At 57.4% G+C, this 20786-nt stretch carries 23 protein-coding genes; 19 read left to right on the top strand and 4 right to left on the bottom strand.

Annotated features, from left to right (window positions below; genetic code table 11):
• Window positions 1-3: 3 nt before the first annotated feature.
• Window positions 4-2040 carry a sensor histidine kinase gene (locus ACYZTY_RS21625; RefSeq protein WP_461955394.1) on the bottom strand — a complete coding sequence of 679 codons (2037 nt, stop codon included), beginning with the start codon at window positions 2038-2040 and terminating at the stop codon, window positions 4-6.
• Between the two features lie 45 nt (window positions 2041-2085).
• Window positions 2086-3003: a putative 2-dehydropantoate 2-reductase gene (locus ACYZTY_RS21620; RefSeq protein WP_461955393.1), complete on the bottom strand. Its 918-nt coding sequence runs from the start codon at window positions 3001-3003 to the stop codon at window positions 2086-2088.
• 139 nt (window positions 3004-3142) lie between these two features.
• Between ACYZTY_RS21620 and ACYZTY_RS21615 the strand changes: the two genes are divergently transcribed.
• Together ACYZTY_RS21615 and ACYZTY_RS21610 are read left to right on the top strand one after the other, a co-directional pair.
• The gene (locus ACYZTY_RS21615) at window positions 3143-3628 is read left to right on the top strand and encodes a YajQ family cyclic di-GMP-binding protein (protein WP_054045015.1); all 486 of its coding nucleotides are present in this window, start codon (window positions 3143-3145) and stop codon (window positions 3626-3628) included.
• Between the two features lie 131 nt (window positions 3629-3759).
• Entirely contained in the window at window positions 3760-4602 is an 843-nt protein-coding gene (locus tag ACYZTY_RS21610) for a mechanosensitive ion channel family protein (RefSeq protein WP_461955392.1), read from the top strand.
• Window positions 4603-4747: 145 nt separating this feature from the next.
• Here the strand turns inward: ACYZTY_RS21610 and ACYZTY_RS21605 are convergent, their stop codons facing one another.
• Window positions 4748-6094: an OprD family porin gene (locus tag ACYZTY_RS21605; protein ID WP_461955391.1), complete on the bottom strand. Its 1347-nt coding sequence runs from the start codon at window positions 6092-6094 to the stop codon at window positions 4748-4750.
• Window positions 6095-6970: 876 nt separating this feature from the next.
• Between ACYZTY_RS21605 and ACYZTY_RS21600 the strand changes: the two genes are divergently transcribed.
• Both ACYZTY_RS21600 and ACYZTY_RS21595 read left to right on the top strand, forming a co-directional pair.
• On the top strand, window positions 6971-7396 hold the full coding sequence (locus ACYZTY_RS21600; RefSeq protein WP_461959373.1) for an HIT domain-containing protein: 426 nt from the start codon (window positions 6971-6973) through the stop codon (window positions 7394-7396).
• A 3-nt stretch (window positions 7397-7399) separates the two neighbouring features.
• Complete coding sequence (locus tag ACYZTY_RS21595) at window positions 7400-7606, top strand: SlyX family protein (RefSeq protein ID WP_010457497.1); 207 nt, start codon at window positions 7400-7402, stop codon at window positions 7604-7606.
• A 61-nt stretch (window positions 7607-7667) separates the two neighbouring features.
• Here the strand turns inward: ACYZTY_RS21595 and ACYZTY_RS21590 are convergent, their stop codons facing one another.
• Window positions 7668-8270, bottom strand: coding sequence for a cold-shock protein (locus ACYZTY_RS21590; protein WP_074879478.1), 603 nt, complete (start codon window positions 8268-8270; stop codon window positions 7668-7670).
• 307 nt (window positions 8271-8577) lie between these two features.
• Here ACYZTY_RS21590 and ACYZTY_RS21585 point away from each other — a divergent pair, with 307 nt between their 5' ends.
• The 15 genes from ACYZTY_RS21585 (at window position 8578) to ybgF (ending at window position 20755) form a co-directional block, all read left to right on the top strand.
• The gene (locus ACYZTY_RS21585; protein WP_461955390.1) at window positions 8578-9048 is read left to right on the top strand and encodes a Dps family protein; all 471 of its coding nucleotides are present in this window, start codon (window positions 8578-8580) and stop codon (window positions 9046-9048) included.
• Window positions 9049-9311: 263 nt separating this feature from the next.
• Window positions 9312-9650: a ribbon-helix-helix domain-containing protein gene (locus ACYZTY_RS21580; protein WP_461955389.1), complete on the top strand. Its 339-nt coding sequence runs from the start codon at window positions 9312-9314 to the stop codon at window positions 9648-9650.
• A 136-nt stretch (window positions 9651-9786) separates the two neighbouring features.
• Entirely contained in the window at window positions 9787-10008 is a 222-nt protein-coding gene (locus ACYZTY_RS21575) for an FmdB family zinc ribbon protein (protein WP_010457489.1), read from the top strand.
• 96 nt (window positions 10009-10104) lie between these two features.
• Window positions 10105-11880: an aspartate--tRNA ligase gene (gene aspS / locus ACYZTY_RS21570; RefSeq protein WP_461955388.1), complete on the top strand. Its 1776-nt coding sequence runs from the start codon at window positions 10105-10107 to the stop codon at window positions 11878-11880.
• Window positions 11881-12000: 120 nt separating this feature from the next.
• Entirely contained in the window at window positions 12001-12747 is a 747-nt protein-coding gene (locus tag ACYZTY_RS21565; RefSeq protein WP_461955387.1) for a YebC/PmpR family DNA-binding transcriptional regulator, read from the top strand.
• A gap of 162 nt (window positions 12748-12909) precedes the next feature.
• Window positions 12910-13434, top strand: a complete 525-nt coding sequence (gene ruvC / locus ACYZTY_RS21560; RefSeq protein ID WP_008147379.1) for a crossover junction endodeoxyribonuclease RuvC — start codon at window positions 12910-12912, stop codon at window positions 13432-13434.
• 115 nt (window positions 13435-13549) lie between these two features.
• Complete coding sequence (gene ruvA, locus ACYZTY_RS21555) at window positions 13550-14164, top strand: Holliday junction branch migration protein RuvA (RefSeq protein ID WP_461955386.1); 615 nt, start codon at window positions 13550-13552, stop codon at window positions 14162-14164.
• Window positions 14165-15226: a Holliday junction branch migration DNA helicase RuvB gene (gene ruvB, locus ACYZTY_RS21550; protein ID WP_461955385.1), complete on the top strand. Its 1062-nt coding sequence runs from the start codon at window positions 14165-14167 to the stop codon at window positions 15224-15226. It abuts the gene before it with no gap.
• 127 nt (window positions 15227-15353) lie between these two features.
• Window positions 15354-15821, top strand: a complete 468-nt coding sequence (ybgC, locus tag ACYZTY_RS21545; protein ID WP_461955384.1) for a tol-pal system-associated acyl-CoA thioesterase — start codon at window positions 15354-15356, stop codon at window positions 15819-15821.
• Window positions 15811-16506, top strand: a complete 696-nt coding sequence (gene tolQ / locus ACYZTY_RS21540; protein WP_008147369.1) for a protein TolQ — start codon at window positions 15811-15813, stop codon at window positions 16504-16506. The genes ybgC and tolQ overlap by 11 nt, the downstream gene beginning before the upstream one ends.
• A gap of 23 nt (window positions 16507-16529) precedes the next feature.
• Complete coding sequence (gene tolR / locus ACYZTY_RS21535) at window positions 16530-16982, top strand: protein TolR (RefSeq protein WP_162556275.1); 453 nt, start codon at window positions 16530-16532, stop codon at window positions 16980-16982.
• Window positions 16982-18061 carry a cell envelope integrity protein TolA gene (tolA, locus tag ACYZTY_RS21530; RefSeq protein WP_461955383.1) on the top strand — a complete coding sequence of 360 codons (1080 nt, stop codon included), beginning with the start codon at window positions 16982-16984 and terminating at the stop codon, window positions 18059-18061. The genes tolR and tolA overlap by 1 nt, the downstream gene beginning before the upstream one ends.
• Window positions 18062-18090: 29 nt before the next feature.
• Window positions 18091-19359 carry a Tol-Pal system beta propeller repeat protein TolB gene (tolB, locus tag ACYZTY_RS21525; protein ID WP_461955382.1) on the top strand — a complete coding sequence of 423 codons (1269 nt, stop codon included), beginning with the start codon at window positions 18091-18093 and terminating at the stop codon, window positions 19357-19359.
• A 52-nt stretch (window positions 19360-19411) separates the two neighbouring features.
• Window positions 19412-19909, top strand: a complete 498-nt coding sequence (gene pal / locus ACYZTY_RS21520) for a peptidoglycan-associated lipoprotein Pal (protein ID WP_003178634.1) — start codon at window positions 19412-19414, stop codon at window positions 19907-19909.
• A gap of 6 nt (window positions 19910-19915) precedes the next feature.
• The gene (gene ybgF, locus ACYZTY_RS21515) at window positions 19916-20755 is read left to right on the top strand and encodes a tol-pal system protein YbgF (protein ID WP_461955381.1); all 840 of its coding nucleotides are present in this window, start codon (window positions 19916-19918) and stop codon (window positions 20753-20755) included.
• The last annotated feature ends 31 nt before the right edge of the window (window positions 20756-20786 follow it).

Below are 20786 nucleotides of genomic sequence, written 5' to 3'. Positions count from 1 at the left end.
GGGTTACCTCGATAGCTGATTGAGTTCTTGAGAGATGACGGTGCTGCCCGCCAGCGGCAGGCGCAAGGTGAAACAGGTGCCTTGGCCCAATGTCGATTGCACCTCCATCTGCCCCTTGTGGTTATTGGTGATGATGAAATACGAAACCGACAAGCCAAGGCCTGTGCCCTGACCGATTTCCTTGGTGGTGAAAAACGGCTCGAAGGTGCGTTTGCGCACGTTCTCGCTCATGCCGATGCCGTTGTCCTCGACCTGGATTTCGGCCCACGGCGGGTTCAGCCGGGTGCGCAGAATGATTCGCCCGGGTTCGCTGTCGTCTTCACGTTGGTGAATAGCCTGTGCGGCGTTTTTCAGCAAGTTGAGCAGCACTTGTTCCAGTTCGTTGGCCGTGCCGGGCACCGGGCCCAATGCCGGGTCGAACTGACGGATGATCGCCTGGCCCTTGAAGTCGAAACCGATGGCCAGATCGAAGTCGTTACCGGCGATTTCCACCGCTTGATCGATCAGCGCCGGCAGGTCGCACGGGGCCATTTGCCGGGTGCTGCGGCGGCTGAAGCTGAGCATGTGGGTGACAATCTTCGCCGCCCGGGCGCCAGCCTGTTGGATGCCATCCAGCAGCTGCGGCACTTCGCGTGCTTGCAGGTATTTGTTGACCGTTTCCAGAGAAATGCCGGCTTGTTCGGCCTGCTCGAGGTTCTTCGGCAGGTCGGGCGACAGGCGTCGTCGAATGTTCTGTACGTTGTGCAGGATCGCGCCCAACGGGTTGTTGATTTCGTGGGCCATGCCGGCAGCGAGGCCACCGACCGAGAGCATTTTTTCTGACTGCACCATCATTTCTTCCAGCGACAGGCGCTGGGTGATGTCGTCGATCCGGATCACCACACCGCGACCGGCCCCGCCCATCAGCGGGTAGAAAGTCAGCGCGTAATGCTTGGGTTCATCGTCCTTGAACCAGGTGACGCGCTCGATCTTCGCCACTGTGTGCTGCTCGACGGTTTGCTTGAGCTGGGGCAGAAACGGCTTCAGCGGCTCGAAGGCAAGGAAGATTGGCTGGTTCAAGGCTTCGTCCAGACGGGTGCCGGACAGGGCGCTGGCTTCCTGATTCCACTGAGTCACGTAGAGCTGCTCGTCGAGGGCGATCAGCGCCGACGGCATGGAGTCGATGATGCTGTTGAGGTAATTCTGGAAACCGGTGAGTTTCTTCTCGATCTTGCTGCGCACCTGAACTTCGAGTTCCAGTTTGCGATTGGTGTGGCGGGTTTCTTCGGCCAGGCCTTGCGCCTGATCGTAAGCGGCCTGGGAGTCATCGCGGGCACGTTTGAGCTGCTGTTCCCGGGCTTCGATCCGCGAAAGCATGGTGTTGAATGCCTCGGCGAGGCTGCCGATTTCATCGTGGTTGCCACGGGAGGCGCGCAGGGCGTAGTTCTCTTCGCGGGTCACTTGCCGGGACAGCTCTTCGAGCTGATGGATCGGCCGGGTAATCAGGCGTTTGATCTGCCGGGCGATCACCAGCCACAACAGCACACTGAAGATCAGAATGCCCAAACTGGCGGTCAGGGTCCCGGTGTAGAACGCCACCGGCAATTCGCTGCTGGCCACCAACAACAAATGCCCCGGTGCGGTGCCGGGGCGGGGCAGGGTGATCACCTGGTTGCTGCGAAACTCGGTGGCCTGCCAGGATTCGATGTGCCGATAGCGATCAGGCAGGTGCAGCTTTTCGCCATGCTGCAATTGCGCCAGGCGCTCACCCTTGCCGTCATACAGGGCGGCCGCTCGCAGCGGTGAATAACTGTTGAGTTCGTTGAGCAGGCGTTCGGCGCTTTGCGGCGACGTCAATGCGTCGGCCACCAGGCTCGGATTGGAAACGAGTCGGCCGATGGTCTGCAAGGCCTGAGGCGCCATGCTTTCCTGGGAGATGTAATACGCGGCGCTGATAAAGGTCAGGTTGGCGACCAGCAGGATGGTGATCAACAGCACGAGTAGGGCGGCCAGCAGTTTCTGGCCGACGGGGAGGTTTTCGAGACGCTGGCGCAGTGGCATCAGGTTCATCGCTGAAAAGGAACAAGTGGCCAGCGTAGCCGCTGCTCAGTCGCTGGGCAATCCAAGGCTGTGAAGATGGGCGATCAACCTCGATTCAAGCTGATTGAGATGGGGCAGGTTCAGCCGGTGCCGCGAGGCCACTTTGCAGACATAGCCCAACAGGTAGCTGATTTCGGTTCGGCGCTGGCTCGCGACGTCCTGGTGCATCGAGGAGTAGTTGGCCGCCGTGGCATGGATCACCCGTTCGACTTCCTGTTGCAGGTCCTCGGCCGCTGCCGGTTGGCCGCAACGTTCCAGCAAGTCAGTCAATTCATCGCACAAGGTGGCGACTTCGCAATGATGTGCCTGTAGGCCGCCGTTGCGGCAATCGTGCAGCACCGTCAGCGGATTGATCGCACAGTTAAGCGCCAGTTTTCGCCACAGCCTTGTCAGGATCTCGGTGCTCCACTCGTGAGGAATACCGGCCGCATTCAAGTCGTCCAGCCAGATCGGCGCCACCGGATGGCCCGCATCCCCCAGCCAGGTGTAGCCGTGACCGGCGAACACCACACGCCAGTCGCCATCGCGAAACGCGCCTTCGGTGCTGGAGGCGAATACGCAACGCGCCTGGGGAACCTGCGCGGCGACAGCGTCCTGACTGCCCAGACCGTTTTGCAACAGGATCAGTTCGGCATCAGGCGTCAGACGTGGCGCCAGTTGGGCGACGGCCTTTTCGGCATCGTAGGCTTTGCAGGCCACCAGCAGACGATGGATCGGCTCGCTGCTGTTCGGTGTTTCACCGGGGATCTCATAGGTATTGGCTACGCCGTGCTCCACCAGCGTCAGCCCGCCTGACGCTTGATACGCCTGCAAGCGCTGTTCGTCGCGCACGATCAATTTGACCGGCACCCCGGCCCGCGCCAGGCGGGTGGCCCACAACGTGCCGAGGCTGCCGGCGCCCAATACATGCCAGGTGGTGGACATCAGCTTTTTGCTCGGTTTGGCGCAGGCATGTGAGGCTCGCAGTATCGGTTGGAAAAGACCCGTTATAATGAGCCCGATTTTAACCGCAAGCCAAGCGCGCGCCATCGCTATCGAGCGCGCCTTTTATTGGAGAGATTACATGCCGTCGTTCGACGTGGTATCCGAACTGGACAAACACGAAGTCACCAACGCGGTCGAGAACGCCGTCAAGGAACTCGATCGTCGTTATGACCTGAAAGGCAAGGGCACCTTTGAGTTCAAGGAAAAGGACCTGACCGTCAACCTGACCGCCGAAGCGGACTTCCAGCTGGAAGCGATGATCGAGATCCTCAAGCTGTCCCTGGTCAAGCGCAAGATCGACGTGCAGTGCCTTGAGGTCAAGGATGCCTACGCGTCGGGCAAGCTGATGAAGCAGGAAGCCGTCCTCAAGGAAGGCATCGACAAAGAGCTGGCGAAGAAAATCGTTGCTCACGTCAAGGACGCCAAGCTCAAGGTCCAGGCTTCCATTCAGGGCGAGCAAGTGCGCATCACCGGCAAGAAGCGTGACGATTTGCAGGAAGCCATCGCGGCCCTGCGCGCCAAGACCTTCGACATGCCGCTGCAGTTCAACAACTTCCGCGACTGATACGGGAACCTCTCGACGTTTTCGGCGTCCGAGGCCCAAGCGACGGCAGAAACGATTGAACCCATATGGGTTTGGTCTTTCTGCCGCTCATTTTTTCGCGTGCCGGGAAGCCGGGAATCAGGAGAAAAAACATGGATTTGAATGCTGAAGTAGACAATCTGGTCAAGGCGTCTCAAGCCTGGATCCCAATGATCATGGAATACGGCAGCCGCGTGTTGCTGGCGGTGATCACCCTCGGCATCGGCTGGTGGCTGATCAACAAGGTCACGCAAAAGCTCGGCGGTTTGCTGGCACTGCGTAACGCCGACCTCGCGCTGCAAGGTTTCATCAGCAGCCTGGCGAATATTATTCTCAAGGTTTTGCTGATCGTCAGCGTGGCCTCGATGATCGGTGTGGAAACCACCTCGTTCGTTGCTGCCATCGGTGCGGCGGGTCTGGCCATCGGTCTGGCCTTGCAGGGCAGCCTGGCAAACTTCGCTGGCGGCGTATTGATTTTGTTGTTCCGTCCGTTCCGTATTGGTGACTGGATCGAAGCTCAAGGTGTTGCGGGTACTGTCGACAGCATCCAGATCTTCCACACCGTACTGCGTACCGGCGATAACAAAACCATCATCGTGCCTAACGGCAATCTGTCGAACGGTATCATTACCAATACAAATCGTCAGCCAACCCGAAAAGTTGTGTTTGATGTGGGTGTGGATTACGAAGCGGACTTGCAGAAAGCCCGTGAAGTGTTGCTGGAATTGGCCAAAGACGAGCGTATTTTGGCTGAACCGGCACCTCAGGCAGTGATTTCGACGTTGGGCGATAGTTCGATCACTGTTTCTCTGCGAGTGTGGGTGAAAACGGCGGATTACTGGGATGTGATGTTCATGTTCAATGAACAATCCCGTGATCGTTTGAAAACGGCCGGTATCGATATTCCGTTCCCGCAGCGAGTTATTCGTGTGGTTCAGGAAGCAGCAGTGAATTGAGGTGTGTCGTTACCAAGGTCTGACTTAACGGTCAGGCTTATTGGGTAGCAAGCTAATCATTAACGTCTTGCGCAACGCGGTTAAAAAAAAAGGCCCATCCGAAGATGGGCCTTTTTATTTGTTACCGCAAACTAACTGGATGCGATTACAAAATCGACAGTGGGTAGTCGACGATCACGCGGAACTCTTTCACGTCGCCTTCACCTTCGTCGGCGTTAGCAAAGTGCCAAGCTTGACGGAAGCGCACGGACAGATCTTTTGCCGGGCCAGACTGAACAACGTACTTGGCTTCGAAGTTGGTTTCGTTGTGTTTGCCATCTGCACCGTACAGGCCGGTGTAAGCGCTGCCTGCTGGAGTTTTGGTACCGTCGATGTCCCAACCTTTCACATAACGGGTCATGAAGCTCAGACCAGGAACGCCGTACTCAGCCATTTTCAGATCGTAACGAACCTGGGCAGACTTCTCGCCAGGGGCGTTGAAGTCAGAGTACTGGATGGAGTTGGCGAGGAAGATCGAGTCGCCGCCGCGGTTGTTCTTGCCGATACCGACGTAGTCGAACGGGGTATCGCCATTAACCTTTTGGAAGGCCAGGGTGATGGTGTGTGCTTTCAGGAACGAGAGAGCAGTAGCCAGCGAGAACGCGGTGTTGCTGATGTCACCGGCTTTCGCGTCACCGGTGTCGGTGGTGCGGTAGATGTTGAAATCGGTGTTCAGCGACGTGTCACCACCAAACGGAGTGGTGAGGTTCACGTTGGCGTAGTACTGGTTCCAGATATCTTCCAGCTTGGCGCCATACAGCGATGCGCTCAGGTTGTCGGTGATGCCGTACTTGCCACCGAAATAGTCCATGCTGTCGGCTTTCACGCCGGCATAGTTTGCCCACAGGTCGCCGTCACGGGCGTTTTTGTCCTGGCTGGAACCCGAGTAGAAGTGACCGGCTTCGAGGTCAAGGTCTTTGACTTCGCTGCTCTGCAGTTGGAAACCGCTGGCAACTTGAGGAAGGATACGGGAACCGCCAACAGCAAACACTGGAGCAGTGCTTGGCGACATGTCGCCGAATTTCAGCTCGGTTTTGGAGATGCGGAACTTAACGGCAGCGCCGGCTTTACCCTGGCTGTCGTTGACGTCGCGGCCACCGTTGGCGTTGACAGTGTCGCTACGGCTCATGTTACCCGAACCGGAAGTGCCATCGCCGCCATCCAGTTTGATGGCCAGGTAACCGAATGCATCAACGCCAACACCAACAGTGCCTTGGGTGTAACCGGAGTTGTAGGTGCCCCAAAGACCTTGAGTCCAGTCTTTGACGTCGCGGCCGCCGTCTTTGTTGTCACGGTTGAAGTAGTAGTTGCGAACCAGCAAGTTCAACGAGCTGTCTTCAACAAAACCTTTGGCTTCAGCCTGGTCACTTACGAAAGGTGCGGCCATAGCCACTTGAGTACCGGCTGCTGCTGCAACTGCCAGTGCGATCATGCTCCACTTCATCACGCGCATCGTGATTTGCTCCTTTGGTTTTTAGAAGAGTACTGCCGTCCCACCTGTTTTATTATCTGGGCGGCTCTTTCTTTTTGTGTCGGCGCAAAGTTATATCACGCCGACCATGTTGGCGATACTTGCGTATCTAACCTTGCAGCTTCTTTACGACCCTGTCGCAAACAGCTGGGTAGATGTCGCAAATTTAAAGCCTCGACGCAAGCGGATTGGCAACTTTAGTGTTGTTTTCCAAGGCTTGTGCATCGGTAAAAAGAGTCCCTGGTGAAACGTTTGAATCTCCATTGGGCAACCCTGCCACTGTTTTTATTTGCCTTGGGGCTTCCACTTCCAGCGGAGGCTTCCAGGGCGATGTGGGAGTGAATGCAACAAGCGTGCACAAACCGGAATTTTGCTCCTGTTTTTTTCTGAAAGCCTGCTTGTCGCTGTAAAAACCTCATAAAACCGGGGGCTTCAAGCGCGTTTTTTGTGCGCTTGACGCCGTGCATTGCATGGTGTTGTAACCGTGAAATCGATCGCATGACAACCAAAAATGTTACCGGTTCACCCCTTCGGTGAGTAATTCACGGATGCTGACGCACTCAGCGTAGACGCACTGTGCGGTTTTGGTGCAAAAAATTTTAATCACTGTGCTGAAATCACACAGTGCGCTCGTAACGACGAATGGAACTATTCATTGGATATCAGTCATTTCGCCTTTGCGGTTGCGATCTTCGGTTCTGTGTTGGTGCGTCTCGACCGAAAACGGCCCATCTCGGGGCATCCGTTCAGCGTGATGCCAGCGGTGATCACGGGTATGCTGCCGTCCTGTCGCTTGGTGCGCAGCCTTTCTGGATGGGCGCTAAGCTGAAAAATGATGACCAGGCGGGAGTGCGCAGAGTGTTCGCTTTAGATCCACGACTTCAACAAGACACGCTACCGATCGGGGATTTCCCGCTGTGCCGGCTGCTGTTATCCAATGATTCGAACTACCCCTGGTTCATCCTGGTGCCACGCCGCAACGATATCAGCGAGATATTTCAGTTGGGTGTCGCAGATCAACAGCAGCTGTGGCAGGAAACGACCGCGCTGGCGCAGTTGCTCAAGGATTCGTTCGACGCCGACAAGATGAATGTCGCGGCGCTGGGTAATGTCGTCAGTCAGTTGCACATGCATGTCATTGTGCGCAAACGCGAGGACGCGGCCTGGCCAGCCCCGGTCTGGGGCAAACTCCCGGCCGTGCCTTACAGTGCAGAGCAGGTCGCGGCCATTCGCGAGCGCCTGCGTCTGGTATTGACCGAAGACTTCACGTTTCTGGAGGGTTGAATCATGAGCCTGGAAGATCGCGTTACCGATCTGGAGAGCCAACTGGCGTTTCAGGATGACACCATCCAGTCGTTGAGCGATGTGCTGGCGACGCAGCAGCGTGCCGTAGAGCGCCTGCAGCTGCAAATGGCCGCATTGCTCAAGCGTCAGGAAGAAATGGCTGGCCAGTTCGAAACCTTCGAGGAAGAAGCGCCACCGCCGCATTATTGAAACTGCAGGCATAAAAAAACCGCGAGCAGCTCAGCTGCTCGCGGTTTTTTTTAGCCTTGAATCAGCGACGCGGCAATGCGGCGATCACGTCTTCGGCTTGCAGCCCTTTGTCACGATTCATGACAGAGAACTCCACGCGCTGGCCTTCGACCAGAACACGGTGACCTTCGCCACGAATGGCCCGGAAATGCACGAAAATATCATCGCCGGAATCACGGGAAATAAAGCCGAAGCCTTTGGATGTGTTGAACCACTTGACGGTGCCGGTATCGCGGTTGCTCATGTCGTAGCTTGGCGAGGCGGCAGCCGGTGAAGATTTGTAGAAGCTGATAGCCAGGTGCAGAAGAACGGCGATCAGGGCAGCTACCAGGCTGAACAGCACGGCAGGTTGACCGGCAATGACAGGCATTGGCGCGAGCAACGTCAGGGTTTGCAGGACAACGGCCAGGACCAGTAAGGCGCTGACCAGGTTTTGCAGTTGATGACGTGGGCCTTTGTTCCAGTAAGGGATAACGGGAGCAAGGGTGAGGTTGAGCAGGCCGAAAAAGGCCAGGTACAGCGCATCGGGTTGTTGCAGGTAAGGTACTGCTTCGGATCGCAGGCTAGGGATGAAGGACAGCAGCAGGGCTGCTGCGCCCATTAGCAGGTGGACGATTTTCAACATTTTGATTAACTCACGTTAAGACGGATCACAAGGAAGAGCTGATGGAGCACGGTTCGCTTCAGAACAATAAGAGGCGTTGGACACGTACCCGGTACCAGCCTATGCGCAGCCCCCGGAAAATAGGTGGTCGCGACACACTGCCTATTTAACAGCAAAGCCTGCAGCTACTCAAATCAGGCAGTCCGGCGGTGCTTCGCGGGGCGATTTGCCGCAGGCGATTGTGCAATCCCGGGCTGCGAGGGGGTGGCAGGCTTGCTAGAGTGGTCCTGCACCTGTTGGATGAACTCATCACCTTTAGGGGATAAACATGGCAATCGATATCGGTATCAGTGAAGAGGACCGCAAGTCCATCGTCGACGGGCTTTCGCGTCTGCTGTCGGACACTTATGTGCTGTATTTGAAAACCCATAACTTCCATTGGAATGTCACCGGTCCCATGTTTCGGACCCTGCACCTGATGTTCGAGGAGCAATATAACGAGTTGGCCCTGGCCGTCGATTCGATTGCCGAGCGCATTCGCGCCCTCGGGTTTCCTGCGCCAGGCGCCTATTCAATTTATGCGCGGCTGTCCTCTATAAAGGAAGAAGCCGGCGTGCCCAGCGCCGAAGACATGATCAAGCAGCTTGTCGAGGGGCAAGAGGCGGTAACACGTACGGCGCGCGGGATCTTCCCGCTGCTGGAAAAAGTCAGCGACGAGCCCACGGCTGACCTGTTGACCCAGCGCATGCAAGTCCACGAAAAAACCGCGTGGATGCTGCGGTCCCTGCTGGATCAGTAATATCGTCGGCGCGCGAATAATGCCCGTCGGGTGTTATTCGCGGTCTTTTACTTCTTCAAATCGCTTTTGCGCTCGTTAAAACTCGTCTGGTTATGTAGGAAAATGGCCGGCCTAGGACGGTCTCCATGATCGCCCTTCAGTTGTTGGCTTATCCTACGTCGATGGTCATAAAGTCATCTGGATATACCTTTGCGCCTGCGCTTTTATAAGGCAACGGATATTGCTCTTACGGAAGGCAAGGATGGCAAAGGAGTGTCAACGATATGGATTACGAAGACAGGCGAAGCGAGGGGCGGGTCGGTCCGGTCAAGGAGATAAGGATTGATCCATTTGTCAGTGAGTTTGATATGGGGCTGGCCCAGCCTCTATCCCGGTCGGTACGGTTGAATGGCTTTGCCACCTGCTTGCGGCTTGAGCAGGTGTACTGGGATATTTTGGGCGATATGGCCAAGGTCAATTGCTGTACGGTCAGCGCGCTGCTGTCCCATGTGGATCGCGAAGTGCATTTGCGCCATGGCGGGGTCAAGAACTTCACCGGGCTGGTGCGGGTTGTCTGCGTCGTGCACAGCCTGAAAGAAGGTAGCTGCGCCGCAATGCCCTAGCCACAGCGGTGGATCGGGCAGAGTGTCGGTCTGTGCAGTCTTACGGCTGCACAGGCCGCATTTAATGGATATAATCCCGCTCTTTGCCGCAAAACCCAGCGTGTGCGGTAGCAACCTGATCGCCGAGACAACCCCCATGCCGATGTACGACTATCAATGTGCTTCCTGTGGTCATCAGTTGGAAGCCATTCAAAAGATCAGCGCAGCACCGCTGGTCGACTGCCCTGCCTGCCAGGCGCCAGAGCTTAAAAAGATGCTGTCCATGCCGGGCTTCCGCCTGAGCGGCACCGGCTGGTACGAAACCGATTTCAAGACCGGTTCCAAGAAAAATCTGGCCGGCGGCGACAAAGCTGACTAGGGTCTGGAACCTGAGTTGAACGACTACGCGCGAGCTCTTGCAACATCCGCAAGGCCTCCAACCGAATTTCGAATTACGAGAAGTGAAACCACTACCATGATGCGCAGCCATTATTGCGGCCAACTGAACGAAGCCCTGGAAGGCCAGGAAATTACCCTTTGCGGATGGGTTCACCGTCGCCGTGACCACGGTGGGGTGATTTTCCTCGATATCCGTGATCGTGATGGTCTGGCCCAGGTGGTGTTCGACCCGGACCGCGCCGAGAGCTTCGCCGCCGCCGATCGCGTGCGCAGCGAATACGTCGTGAAGATCACCGGCAAGGTTCGCCTGCGTCCGGCGGGTGCCACCAACGCCAACATGGCGTCGGGCATGATCGAAGTCCTGGGCTACGAGCTGGAAGTGCTGAACGAATCGGAAACCCCGCCGTTCCCGTTGAACGAGTACTCCGACGTCGGCGAAGAAACCCGCCTGCGTTATCGCTTCCTTGATCTGCGTCGCCCGGAAATGGCCGAGAAGCTGCGTCTGCGTTCGCGCATGACCACCAGCATCCGTCGCTACCTGGACGAGAACGGCTTCCTCGACGTCGAGACGCCGATCCTGACCCGTGCTACGCCTGAAGGCGCACGTGATTATCTGGTACCGAGCCGTACTCACGCCGGTTCGTTCTTCGCCTTGCCGCAATCGCCGCAGCTGTTCAAGCAACTGCTGATGGTGGCCGGCTTCGACCGTTACTACCAGATCGCCAAGTGCTTCCGCGACGAAGACCTGCGTGCCGACCGTCAGCCTGAATTCACCCAGATCGACATCGAAACCAGCTTCCTCGATGAAAAAGACATCATGGGCCTTACCGAAGGCATGATCCGCAACCTGTTCAAGGAAGTGCTGGATCTGGAATTCGGTGAGTTCCCGCACATGACCTTCGAAGAGGCCATGCGTCGTTACGGTTCCGACAAGCCAGACCTGCGTAACCCGCTGGAACTGGTGGACGTTGCCGACCAGTTGAAAGAAGTCGACTTCAAGGTCTTCAGCGGCCCGGCCAACGATCCGAAATGCCGTGTCGCTGCCTTGCGCGTACCCGGTGCGGCGAGCATGCCGCGCAAGCAGATCGACGACTACACCAAGTTCGTCGGCATCTACGGTGCCAAGGGCCTGGCGTACATCAAGGTCAACGAGCGCGCCAAAGGCGTTGAAGGCCTGCAGTCGCCGATCGTCAAGAACATCCCTGAAGCCAACCTCAACGTGATCCTCGATCGCGTTGGCGCGGTTGACGGCGACATCGTGTTCTTCGGTGCCGACAAAGCCAAGATCGTCAGCGAAGCCCTGGGTGCACTGCGGATCAAGGTCGGTAACGACCTGGACTTGCTGACCTGCAAGTGGGCGCCAATGTGGGTCGTCGACTTCCCGATGTTCGAAGAGAACGACGACGGCAGCTTCAGCGCCTTGCACCACCCGTTCACCGCGCCGAAGTGCACTCCGGAAGAACTGGAAGCCAACCCGGCGACCGCTTTGTCCCGTGCCTACGACATGGTTTTGAACGGCACCGAGCTGGGTGGCGGTTCGATCCGTATCCACCGCAAGGAAATGCAGCAGACGGTGTTCCGTCTGTTGGGTATCAATGAAGCAGAACAGGAAGAGAAATTCGGCTTCCTGCTCGACGCCCTGAAATACGGCGCGCCGCCGCACGGTGGTTTGGCCTTCGGTCTGGACCGTCTGGTCATGCTGATGACCGGTGCCCAGTCGATCCGTGAAGTGATCGCCTTCCCGAAAACCCAGAGTGCTGCCGACGTGATGACGCAAGCCCCGGGTGTTGTAGATGCCAAGGCATTGCGCGAGCTGCACATTCGTCTGCGCGAAACGCCAAAGGCTGAGTAAGGCTGACCGCAAAGGCGCATCCTTTTGGGATGCGCCTTTTCTTTAGGTCGAGATTTTTTTCTTGCTGGCCGACACAGCGTGCGCGGCGGGCAATGTTTCAAAGAGAATTCGGAGCGAGTTATGGCGGGTCATTCCAAGTGGGCGAACATCAAGCACCGCAAAGAACGTCAGGATGCCAAGAAGGGCAAGATTTTCACCAAGTGGATTCGTGAACTGACCGTTGCTGCCCGTCAGGGCGGCGGTGATCCGGGCTCCAACCCGCGCTTGCGTCTGGCGCTGGACAAGGCCCTTGGCGCGAACATGAGTCGCGACATCATTGATCGCGCAGTTGCCCGCGGTGCCGGTGCTGCCGATACCGACGACATGGTCGAGCTGAGCTACGAAGGCTACGGCCCGGGCGGCGTGGCGGTGATGGTCGAGTGCATGACCGACAACCGTAACCGCACTGCCGCTGCTGTTCGCCATGCGTTCAGCAAGTGTGGCGGTAATCTCGGTACTGACGGTTCTGTGGCGTATCTGTTCGAGCGCAAGGGACAGATTTCCTTCGCGCCGGGCATTGATGAAGACGCACTGATGGAGGCGGCCATGGAAGCCGACGCCGACGACGTGGTCACCCATGAAGACGGCTCGATTGATGTGTTCACCTCGTTCGCCGGTTTCTACTCCGTTCGTAACGCGCTGGAAGCCGCGGGTTTCAAAGGCGATGACGCGGAAATCGTGATGCTGCCGACCACCAGTGCCGAACTGGACCTGGAAGGCGCCGAGAAGGTGCTCAAGCTGATCGATATGCTCGAAGACCTGGACGACGTGCAGAACGTCTACTCCAATGCGGATATCCCCGAAGCCGTGGCCGCACAGCTCGGTTAAGGGCGACCAAGATCCAGTGTAGGAGCGAGCCTGCTCGCGAAAGACCTGAGAGCGCCGCGCTAATTCAGGTGTAGCGCGTTATCGTTAACGCCCATCGCGAGCAGGCTCGCTCCTGCAGTGTTGTGGGTTCGCCACGCAAATTCATTACAACCCGCAGGCGTTATGACTTTAATTCTTGGTATCGACCCCGGTTCGCGCATTACCGGTTATGGCGTGGTACGCGATACCGGGCGTGGCTGCGTGTACGTGGCGTCGGGCTGCATTCGCACAGGGTCCGGCGAGTTGCATGAGCGTCTGCAAATCGTCTATCGCGGTGTGCGTGAAGTCATACAGACCTACGGCCCGGTGACCATGGGCATTGAAAAAGTCTTTATGGCGCGCAATGCCGACTCTGCCCTCAAGCTCGGTCAGGCCCGGGGCGCTGCGATTGTCGCGGGTGCCGAAGAAAGCCTGGAGATCGCCGAGTACACCGCGACCCAGGTCAAACAAGCCGTTACCGGCACTGGCGCAGCCAATAAAGAGCAGGTGCAGATGATGGTCATGCACATGCTGAAATTGACCAGCAAGCCGCAAATCGATGCCTCGGATGCCCTGGCCATCGCCATTTGTCATGCTCATACCCGTTCCAGCCTGTTGCCGCATGGCCTGGGAACGGCACGCAGTCGTGGCGGGCGCCTGCGTCTCTGATAGCATCAGCAGTCATTTTTAGGGAATGAGGGTTTTGCGCCTGTGTTGCCGGCGCAAAACCCTTGTTCTGTCAGTCGCCAGTCATTGATCTGGCCAACGCTCAAGGATCTGAAACGTGATTGGACGCTTGCGCGGCACACTGGCTGAGAAACAGCCGCCGCACCTGATTCTGGATGTAAACGGTCTGGGGTATGAGCTGGAAGTGCCCATGACCACGTTGTATCGCTTGCCGTCGGTCGGTGAACCGCTGACCTTGCACACCCATTTGGTCGTACGTGAAGACGCGCAGTTACTCTATGGCTTCTTCGGCAAGCGCGAGCGAGACTTTTTTCGCGAGTTGATCCGTCTCAATGGTGTAGGGCCGAAATTGGCCCTGGCCTTGATGTCGAGCCTGGAAGTGGATGAACTGGTCCGTTGCGTGCAGTCTCAGGACACCTCGGCGCTGACCAAGGTGCCGGGCGTGGGCAAAAAGACAGCCGAACGTTTGCTGGTGGAACTCAAGGATCGCTTCAAGGCCTGGGAAACGGTGCCGGCGATGTTCGCCCTGGTGCCGAACCAGCCGGGGGGGCCAGATACGGCTCCGGTCGCCACCGCCGAAAATGATGCGGTCAGCGCGTTGATTTCCCTGGGCTACAAGCCGCAGGAAGCCAGCAAGGCGATTTCCTCGATCAAGGAGAAAGGTTTGAGCAGTGAAGACATGATTCGTCGTGCCCTGAAGGGAATGATCTAAGTGATTGAAGCTGATCGTCTGATTACCGCCACGCCTGGCCCTCGCGACCGCGAGGAAGTTCAGGACCGGGCGATTCGTCCTGTCAGTCTGGCCGAATACATCGGTCAGCCGACCGTTCGCGAACAAATGGAGTTGTTCATCCAGGCGGCTCGCGGGCGTAACGAGTCCCTGGACCACACGCTGATTTTCGGCCCGCCGGGTCTGGGCAAGACCACCCTGGCCAACATCATTGCCCAGGAAATGGGCGTGTCGATCAAAAGCACCTCGGGCCCGGTGCTTGAGCGTCCGGGCGATCTGGCTGCCCTGTTGACCAATCTTGAGCCTCACGACGTGCTGTTCATCGATGAAATCCATCGGCTGTCGCCTATCGTCGAAGAGGTGCTGTACCCGGCCATGGAAGATTTCCAGCTCGACATCATGATCGGTGAAGGGCCGGCTGCGCGCTCGATCAAGCTGGATCTACCGCCGTTCACCCTGGTCGGCGCGACAACGCGTGCCGGCATGCTGACCAACCCGTTGCGCGACCGGTTCGGCATCGTCCAGCGTCTGGAGTTCTACAACACTGCCGACCTGGCAACGATTGTCAGCCGTTCGGCGAACATCCTCGGCTTGCCGCTGGACCCGGAAGGCGCCTTTGAGATCGCCCGTCGTGCCCGCGGTACGCCGCGGATCGCCAACCGCTTGCTGCGCCGGGTTCGGGATTTCGCCGAAGTTCGTGCCAAGGGCCACATCACCAAACCGATCGCCGACCTGGCCTTGAACCTGCTGGATGTCGATGAGCGTGGCTTCGATCATCAGGACCGGCGTCTGCTGTTGACCATGATCGAGAAGTTCGACGGTGGGCCGGTCGGCGTAGACAGTCTGGCGGCTGCAATCAGCGAAGAACGTCACACCATTGAAGACGTGCTGGAGCCGTACCTGATCCAGCAGGGCTACATCATGCGCACGCCGCGGGGGCGAGTAGTCACCCGGCACGCGTATTTGCATTTCGGTTTAAACATTCCGTCACGAATGGGCGAGATGCCCGTGGTAGACGAGTTCCTTGATGCCGTAGACGATTAATCACCTTTGCGCGCTGATTTATTCGGAGTTTGTGCGGTCTGAGGACCGTACTTTCGCCAGAAAGCCGCGAATCAATGAAAAACAGTTGCCTGGCCGGATTGGCAACCCGAGGAGTAAGCACTAGAGTATGCGCGCGCAAAACGGGCTTGAGCCGTTCGCACTTCGTTGTCGCGTTTATTACGAGGACACCGATGCGGGCGGCATCGTGTATTACGTCAATTACCTCAAGTTTATGGAACGGGCTCGAACCGAGCGGCTCCGGGATCTGGGTTTTGCCCAGTCGGCGCTGGCAGGTGAGGACCTGTTGTTTGTCGTGCATTCCAGCGAAGCGCGTTATCACGCGCCGGCGCGACTGGACGACGAGCTTCTGGTAAGCGCTGAAGTAATCGAATTGAACCGTGTCAGCCTGCGCTTTAAACAGCAGGTCAGGCGAGCCACGGATAATGCGCTGCTCTGCGAAGGGCAGTTTCTGGTGGCCTGTGTGCGCACTGAAAGTTTAAAACCCCGGGCCATTCCCGAAGCTCTACGAGCGGCCTTCGCCGACGTGAGCGGCGCGGGTACACACTCAAAGCAGGAGATAAAGCGTGGAAGCTAACGTCGTCGACCATTCCTCCATGTGGAGCCTGGTCAGCAATGCCAGTATCGTGGTGCAACTGGTAATGCTGATCCTGGTAGCCGCATCGGTGACCTCATGGATCATGATCTTTCAGCGCAGCAACCTGCTGCGTGCCGGTCGACGTGCCCTGGAGAGCTTTGAAGAGCGCTTCTGGTCCGGCATCGACCTGTCCAAACTCTACCGTCAGGCCGGCAGCAACCCTGATCCGGATTCGGGCGTCGAGCAGATCTTCCGTGCCGGTTTCAAGGAATTCTCCCGTCTGCGTCAGCAGCCAGGCGTTGACCCGGAAGCGGTCATGGAAGGCGTGGCCCGTGCCATGCGCGTCGCTATTTCCCGCGAAGAAGAAAAGCTCGAACAGAGCCTGCCGTTCCTCGCCACCGTAGGTTCCGTCAGCCCGTACATCGGTCTGTTCGGTACCGTCTGGGGGATCATGAACTCCTTCCGTGGCCTGGCCACTGCCCAGCAAGCGACCCTGGCCACTGTGGCTCCGGGTATCGCCGAGGCACTGATCGCCACTGCGATCGGCCTGTTCGCGGCCATCCCGGCCGTTATCGCTTACAACCGTTTTGCTGCTCGCAGTGAGACCCTGCTGGGCCGTTACTACACCTTCGCCGATGAATTCCAGGCGATCCTGCACCGCAAAGTGCACACCAGCGAAGAATAAGCAGGTAATTTCCAATGGCTTTAATCGCTCGAGCTCGCAAAAAGCGCAAGCCGGTTGCCGAGATGAACGTGGTGCCTTACATCGACGTGATGCTGGTGCTGCTGGTCATCTTCATGGTGACCGCTCCGATGCTCAATCAGGGCGTGAAAGTTGATCTGCCCAAGGTTTCCAGCGAAGCCTTGCCGCAGGACAACAACACCCAGGTCCTGACCATTTCGATCAAGTCTGACAAGACCTACTACTGGAACCTTGGCAGCGAAGTCGACACTGAAAAGCAACAGGACAAGGCCATGACCTTGCCGCAGATGACTGACGCGGTGACCAAGATCATTCGCGCGGGTACTGAAGGCGGCAAGCGTACCCAGGTGTTCATTCGCGGCGACAAGACCGTCGATTACGGTTCCGTGATGGGTGCCATGGGCGGGTTGCAGAAAGCCGGGGTCGGTAATGTTGGCTTGATTACCGAGGCACCCTGATGCAGCAAATGCGAGAGCCGTCCGCCTCGGAAAGCTACTTCTGGCCTAGTGTCCTGGCGATTGTCTTGCACGTGCTGGTGTTCGGCATGCTGTTCGTCAGTTTCGCCTTCACACCGGAGCTGCCGCCGGCCAAGCCGATTGTCCAGGCGACCTTGTACCAGCTGAAATCGAAAAGTCAGGCGACCACCCAGACCAATCAGAAGATTGCGGGTGAAGCGAAGAAGTCCGCCGCGCGTCAGACCGAAGTCGAACAGTTGGAACAGAAAAAGATCGAACAGGAAGCGATCAAGGCCGCGGAACAAAAGAAGGAAGATGCGGCTCAAAAAGCCGAAGAATCCAAGAAGGCCGACGAGACGAAGAAAGCGGAAGAGGCAAAAAAGGCTGATGAAGCCAAGAAAGCCGATGAAGCGAAGAAGACCGCCGAAGCCAAAAAGGTCGAAGAGAAACAATTGGCTGATATAGCCAAGAAGAAATCTGAAGAAGAAGCCAAGAAAGCTGCTGAAGAAGAGGCCAAGAAAGCGGCCGCTGAAGAAGCAAAGAAAAAGATCGTCGAAGACGCGAAGAAGAAAGCCGCGGAAGACGCCAAGAAGAAATCTGAAGCTGAAGACGCGAAGAAGAAAGTCGCCGAAGACGCGAAGAAGAAAGCTGCTGCCGATGCTGCGAAGAAGAAATCGCAGGAAGCGGCACGTAAATCCGTCGATGAGAAAAAGGCTCAGGCCCTGGCAGATTTGCTTTCCGACACGACGGAGCGTCAGCAGGCCTTGGCGGATGAGCAGGGCGATGAAGTCGCGGGTAACTTCGACGATCTGATTCGCTCGCGTGCTTCTGAAGGTTGGGCGCAGCCACCGTCGGCCCGCAAGGGCATGAAAGTGATCCTGCAAATCAACATGCTGCCTGATGGAACAATCTCCGGCGTATCGGTTGCCAAATCCAGCGGAGATGCACCGTTCGACAGTTCAGCGGTAGCGGCGGTAAAAAATATTGGTCGATTGACCGAAATGCAGGGTCTGAAGCCAGCTGATTTCGCACCCTATCGTTCATTCAAGATGACATTCACACCTGAGGATCTAGCCTTGTGAGAAACCTTCTTCGAGGACTGCTTGTAGTCATGTTCTGCTTTGCAGGACTGGCCACCGCAGATGAAAAAAATATCCTGGTCAGCAGTGGTAGCTCCCAGGCAACTCCAATTGCCGTAGTGCCATTCGGTTTCCAGGGCGGCACCGTACTGCCGGATGACATGGCCGAAATCATCGGCAACGACCTGCGCAACTCGGGTTACTACGCGCCGATTCCAAAGCAGAACATGATCAGCCAGCCGAGCCAGGCCAGCGAAATCATTTTCCGTGACTGGAAGGCGATCAACGCTCAGTACATTATGGTCGGCAGCATCGTGCCAGCGGGCGGTCGCCTGCAGGTTCAATACGCTCTGTTCAACGTCGCCACCGAGCAGCAAGTGCTGACCGGCAGCGTGTCGGGCAGCGTCGATCAACTGCGCGACATGTCGCACTACATCGCCGACCAGTCGTTCGAAAAACTCACCGGCATTAAAGGTGCGTTCTCGACACGTCTGCTGTACGTGACGGCTGAACGTTTCTCCGAGAAGAACACGCGCTACACGCTGCAACGCTCGGACTATGACGGTGCCCGCGCCGTGACCCTGCTGCAATCGCGCGAGCCGATCCTGTCGCCGCGTTTCGCACCGGATGGCAAGCGCATCGCTTACGTCTCGTTCGAGCAGAAGCGTCCGCGTATCTTCATGCAGAACATCGACACCGGTCGCCGTGAGCAGATCACCAACTTCGAAGGCCTGAATGGCGCACCCGCCTGGTCGCCGGATGGCAATCGCCTGGCATTCGTACTGTCCAAAGACGGTAACCCGGACATCTACGTGATGAACCTGGGGTCGCGTCAGATCACTCGCGTCACCAACGGTCCCGGCATCAATACCGAACCGTTCTGGGGTAAGGATGGTTCGACCATCTACTTCACCTCCGACCGTGGCGGCAAGCCACAGATCTACAAAACCAGCGTCGGTGGTGGCGGTGCGGAACGTGTGACCTTTATTGGTAACTACAACGCCAACCCTAAACTTTCGGCTGATGAAAAGACCCTGGTGATGATTCACCGCCAGGATGGCTTCACTAATTTCAAGGTGGCGGCCCAGGATTTGCAGCGAGGTAGTGTAAAGATCCTCACTGATAGCACTCTGGACGAGTCACCTACTGTTGCGCCCAACGGCACCATGGTAATCTACGCCACCCGCCAGCAGGGCCGGGGAGTCTTGATGCTCGTGTCCATTAATGGACGCGTAAGGCTCCCGCTTCCTACCGCACAAGGCGAAGTCAGAGAACCTTCCTGGTCCCCTTTCCTGAACTGACGCGGCGCTACACGTTGTACTTAACACACTGGGGTTCATTAGGAGTTTCACGATGGAAATGCTGAAGTTTGGTAAATTTGCTGCGCTGGCTCTGGCCATGGCTGTAGCTGTAGGTTGCTCGTCCAAAGGCGGCGACAACGCCGGTGAAGGCGCTGTTGATCCAAACGCTGGTTACGGCGCAAACACTGGTGCCGTTGACGGTTCCCTGAGCGAAGAAGCTGCTCTGCGCGCAATCACCACCTTCTACTTCGAATACGACAGCTCGGACCTGAAGCCAGAAGCCATGCGCGCTCTGGACGTTCACGCCAAAGACCTGAAAGCAAACGGCGCTCGCGTTGTTCTGGAAGGCAACACCGACGAACGTGGTACTCGTGAGTACAACATGGCACTGGGCGAGCGTCGTGCGAAAGCCGTTCAGCGCTACCTGGTACTGCAAGGTGTTTCCCCAGCTCAGCTGGAACTGGTTTCCTACGGCGAAGAGCGTCCAGTTGCTACCGGCAACGACGAGCAGTCCTGGGCTCAAAACCGTCGCGTCGAACTGCGTAAGTAATTCGTCATGCGAACGTGCCGTCGTGCTGTAACTGTTTTGGCTCTCAGCCTCGCACCGCTTGCGGTGTGGGCTGCGGTTCCTGTGGTCGATAACGACTCCGGCTATAACAATAGCGGGACTAGTAATCCGCCTGCGGGTTACGGTACGAACGGCGCCTATGCCGGGGGAGGGGTTTCGACCCCTGTCTCGGCACAGGGCCAGCTGTTCAACCAATTGCAATCCATGCAGGATCAGATCTCGCGCCAACAGGGTGTGATCGAAGAACTGCAAAATGATGTAGCGCGCATGAAGCAAGAGAACCTGGAGCGATATCAGGATCTTGATCGGCGCATAGGAACCGGCGTTGCACCAGCCGCGACTCCTGATAATTCTTCCGCCGGTGGCAGTTTGAATGCCCCCGGTGCAGCAGCTGGCGCAGGTGCAGGAGCGGCCGCCGCTCAAGCGCCTGCCGCGGGTACCGAGCCGGCTGATCCGGCGAAGGAAAAACTGTACTACGATGCAGCCTTCGACCTGATCAAGGCCAAGGATTTCGACAAGGCCAGCCAGGCTTTTGCCGCGTTCCTGCGCAAGTACCCGAACAGCCAATACGCGGGCAATGCCCAGTACTGGTTGGGCGAAGTGAACCTGGCCAAAGGCGATCTGCAAGGTGCAGGTCAGGCGTTTGCCAAGGTTTCGCAGCTGTACCCCAAGCACCCTAAAGTGCCTGACTCGCTGTACAAGCTCGCTGACGTAGAACGCCGCTTGGGTCATACCGACAAGGTCAAAGGCATTCTGCAGCAGGTCGTGTCCCAATATCCGGGCACCTCCGCTGCTCAGCTGGCTCAGCGTGACCTGCAGAAAATGTAAGGTTGCTTGACCTGTTTCGAAGAAACCCGCG

This window comes from Pseudomonas sp. LB1P83, from assembly GCF_054897885.1.
The sequence above is the reverse complement of the archived record's forward strand: the minus strand, read 5'-3'. Positions and strand labels throughout refer to the sequence as shown.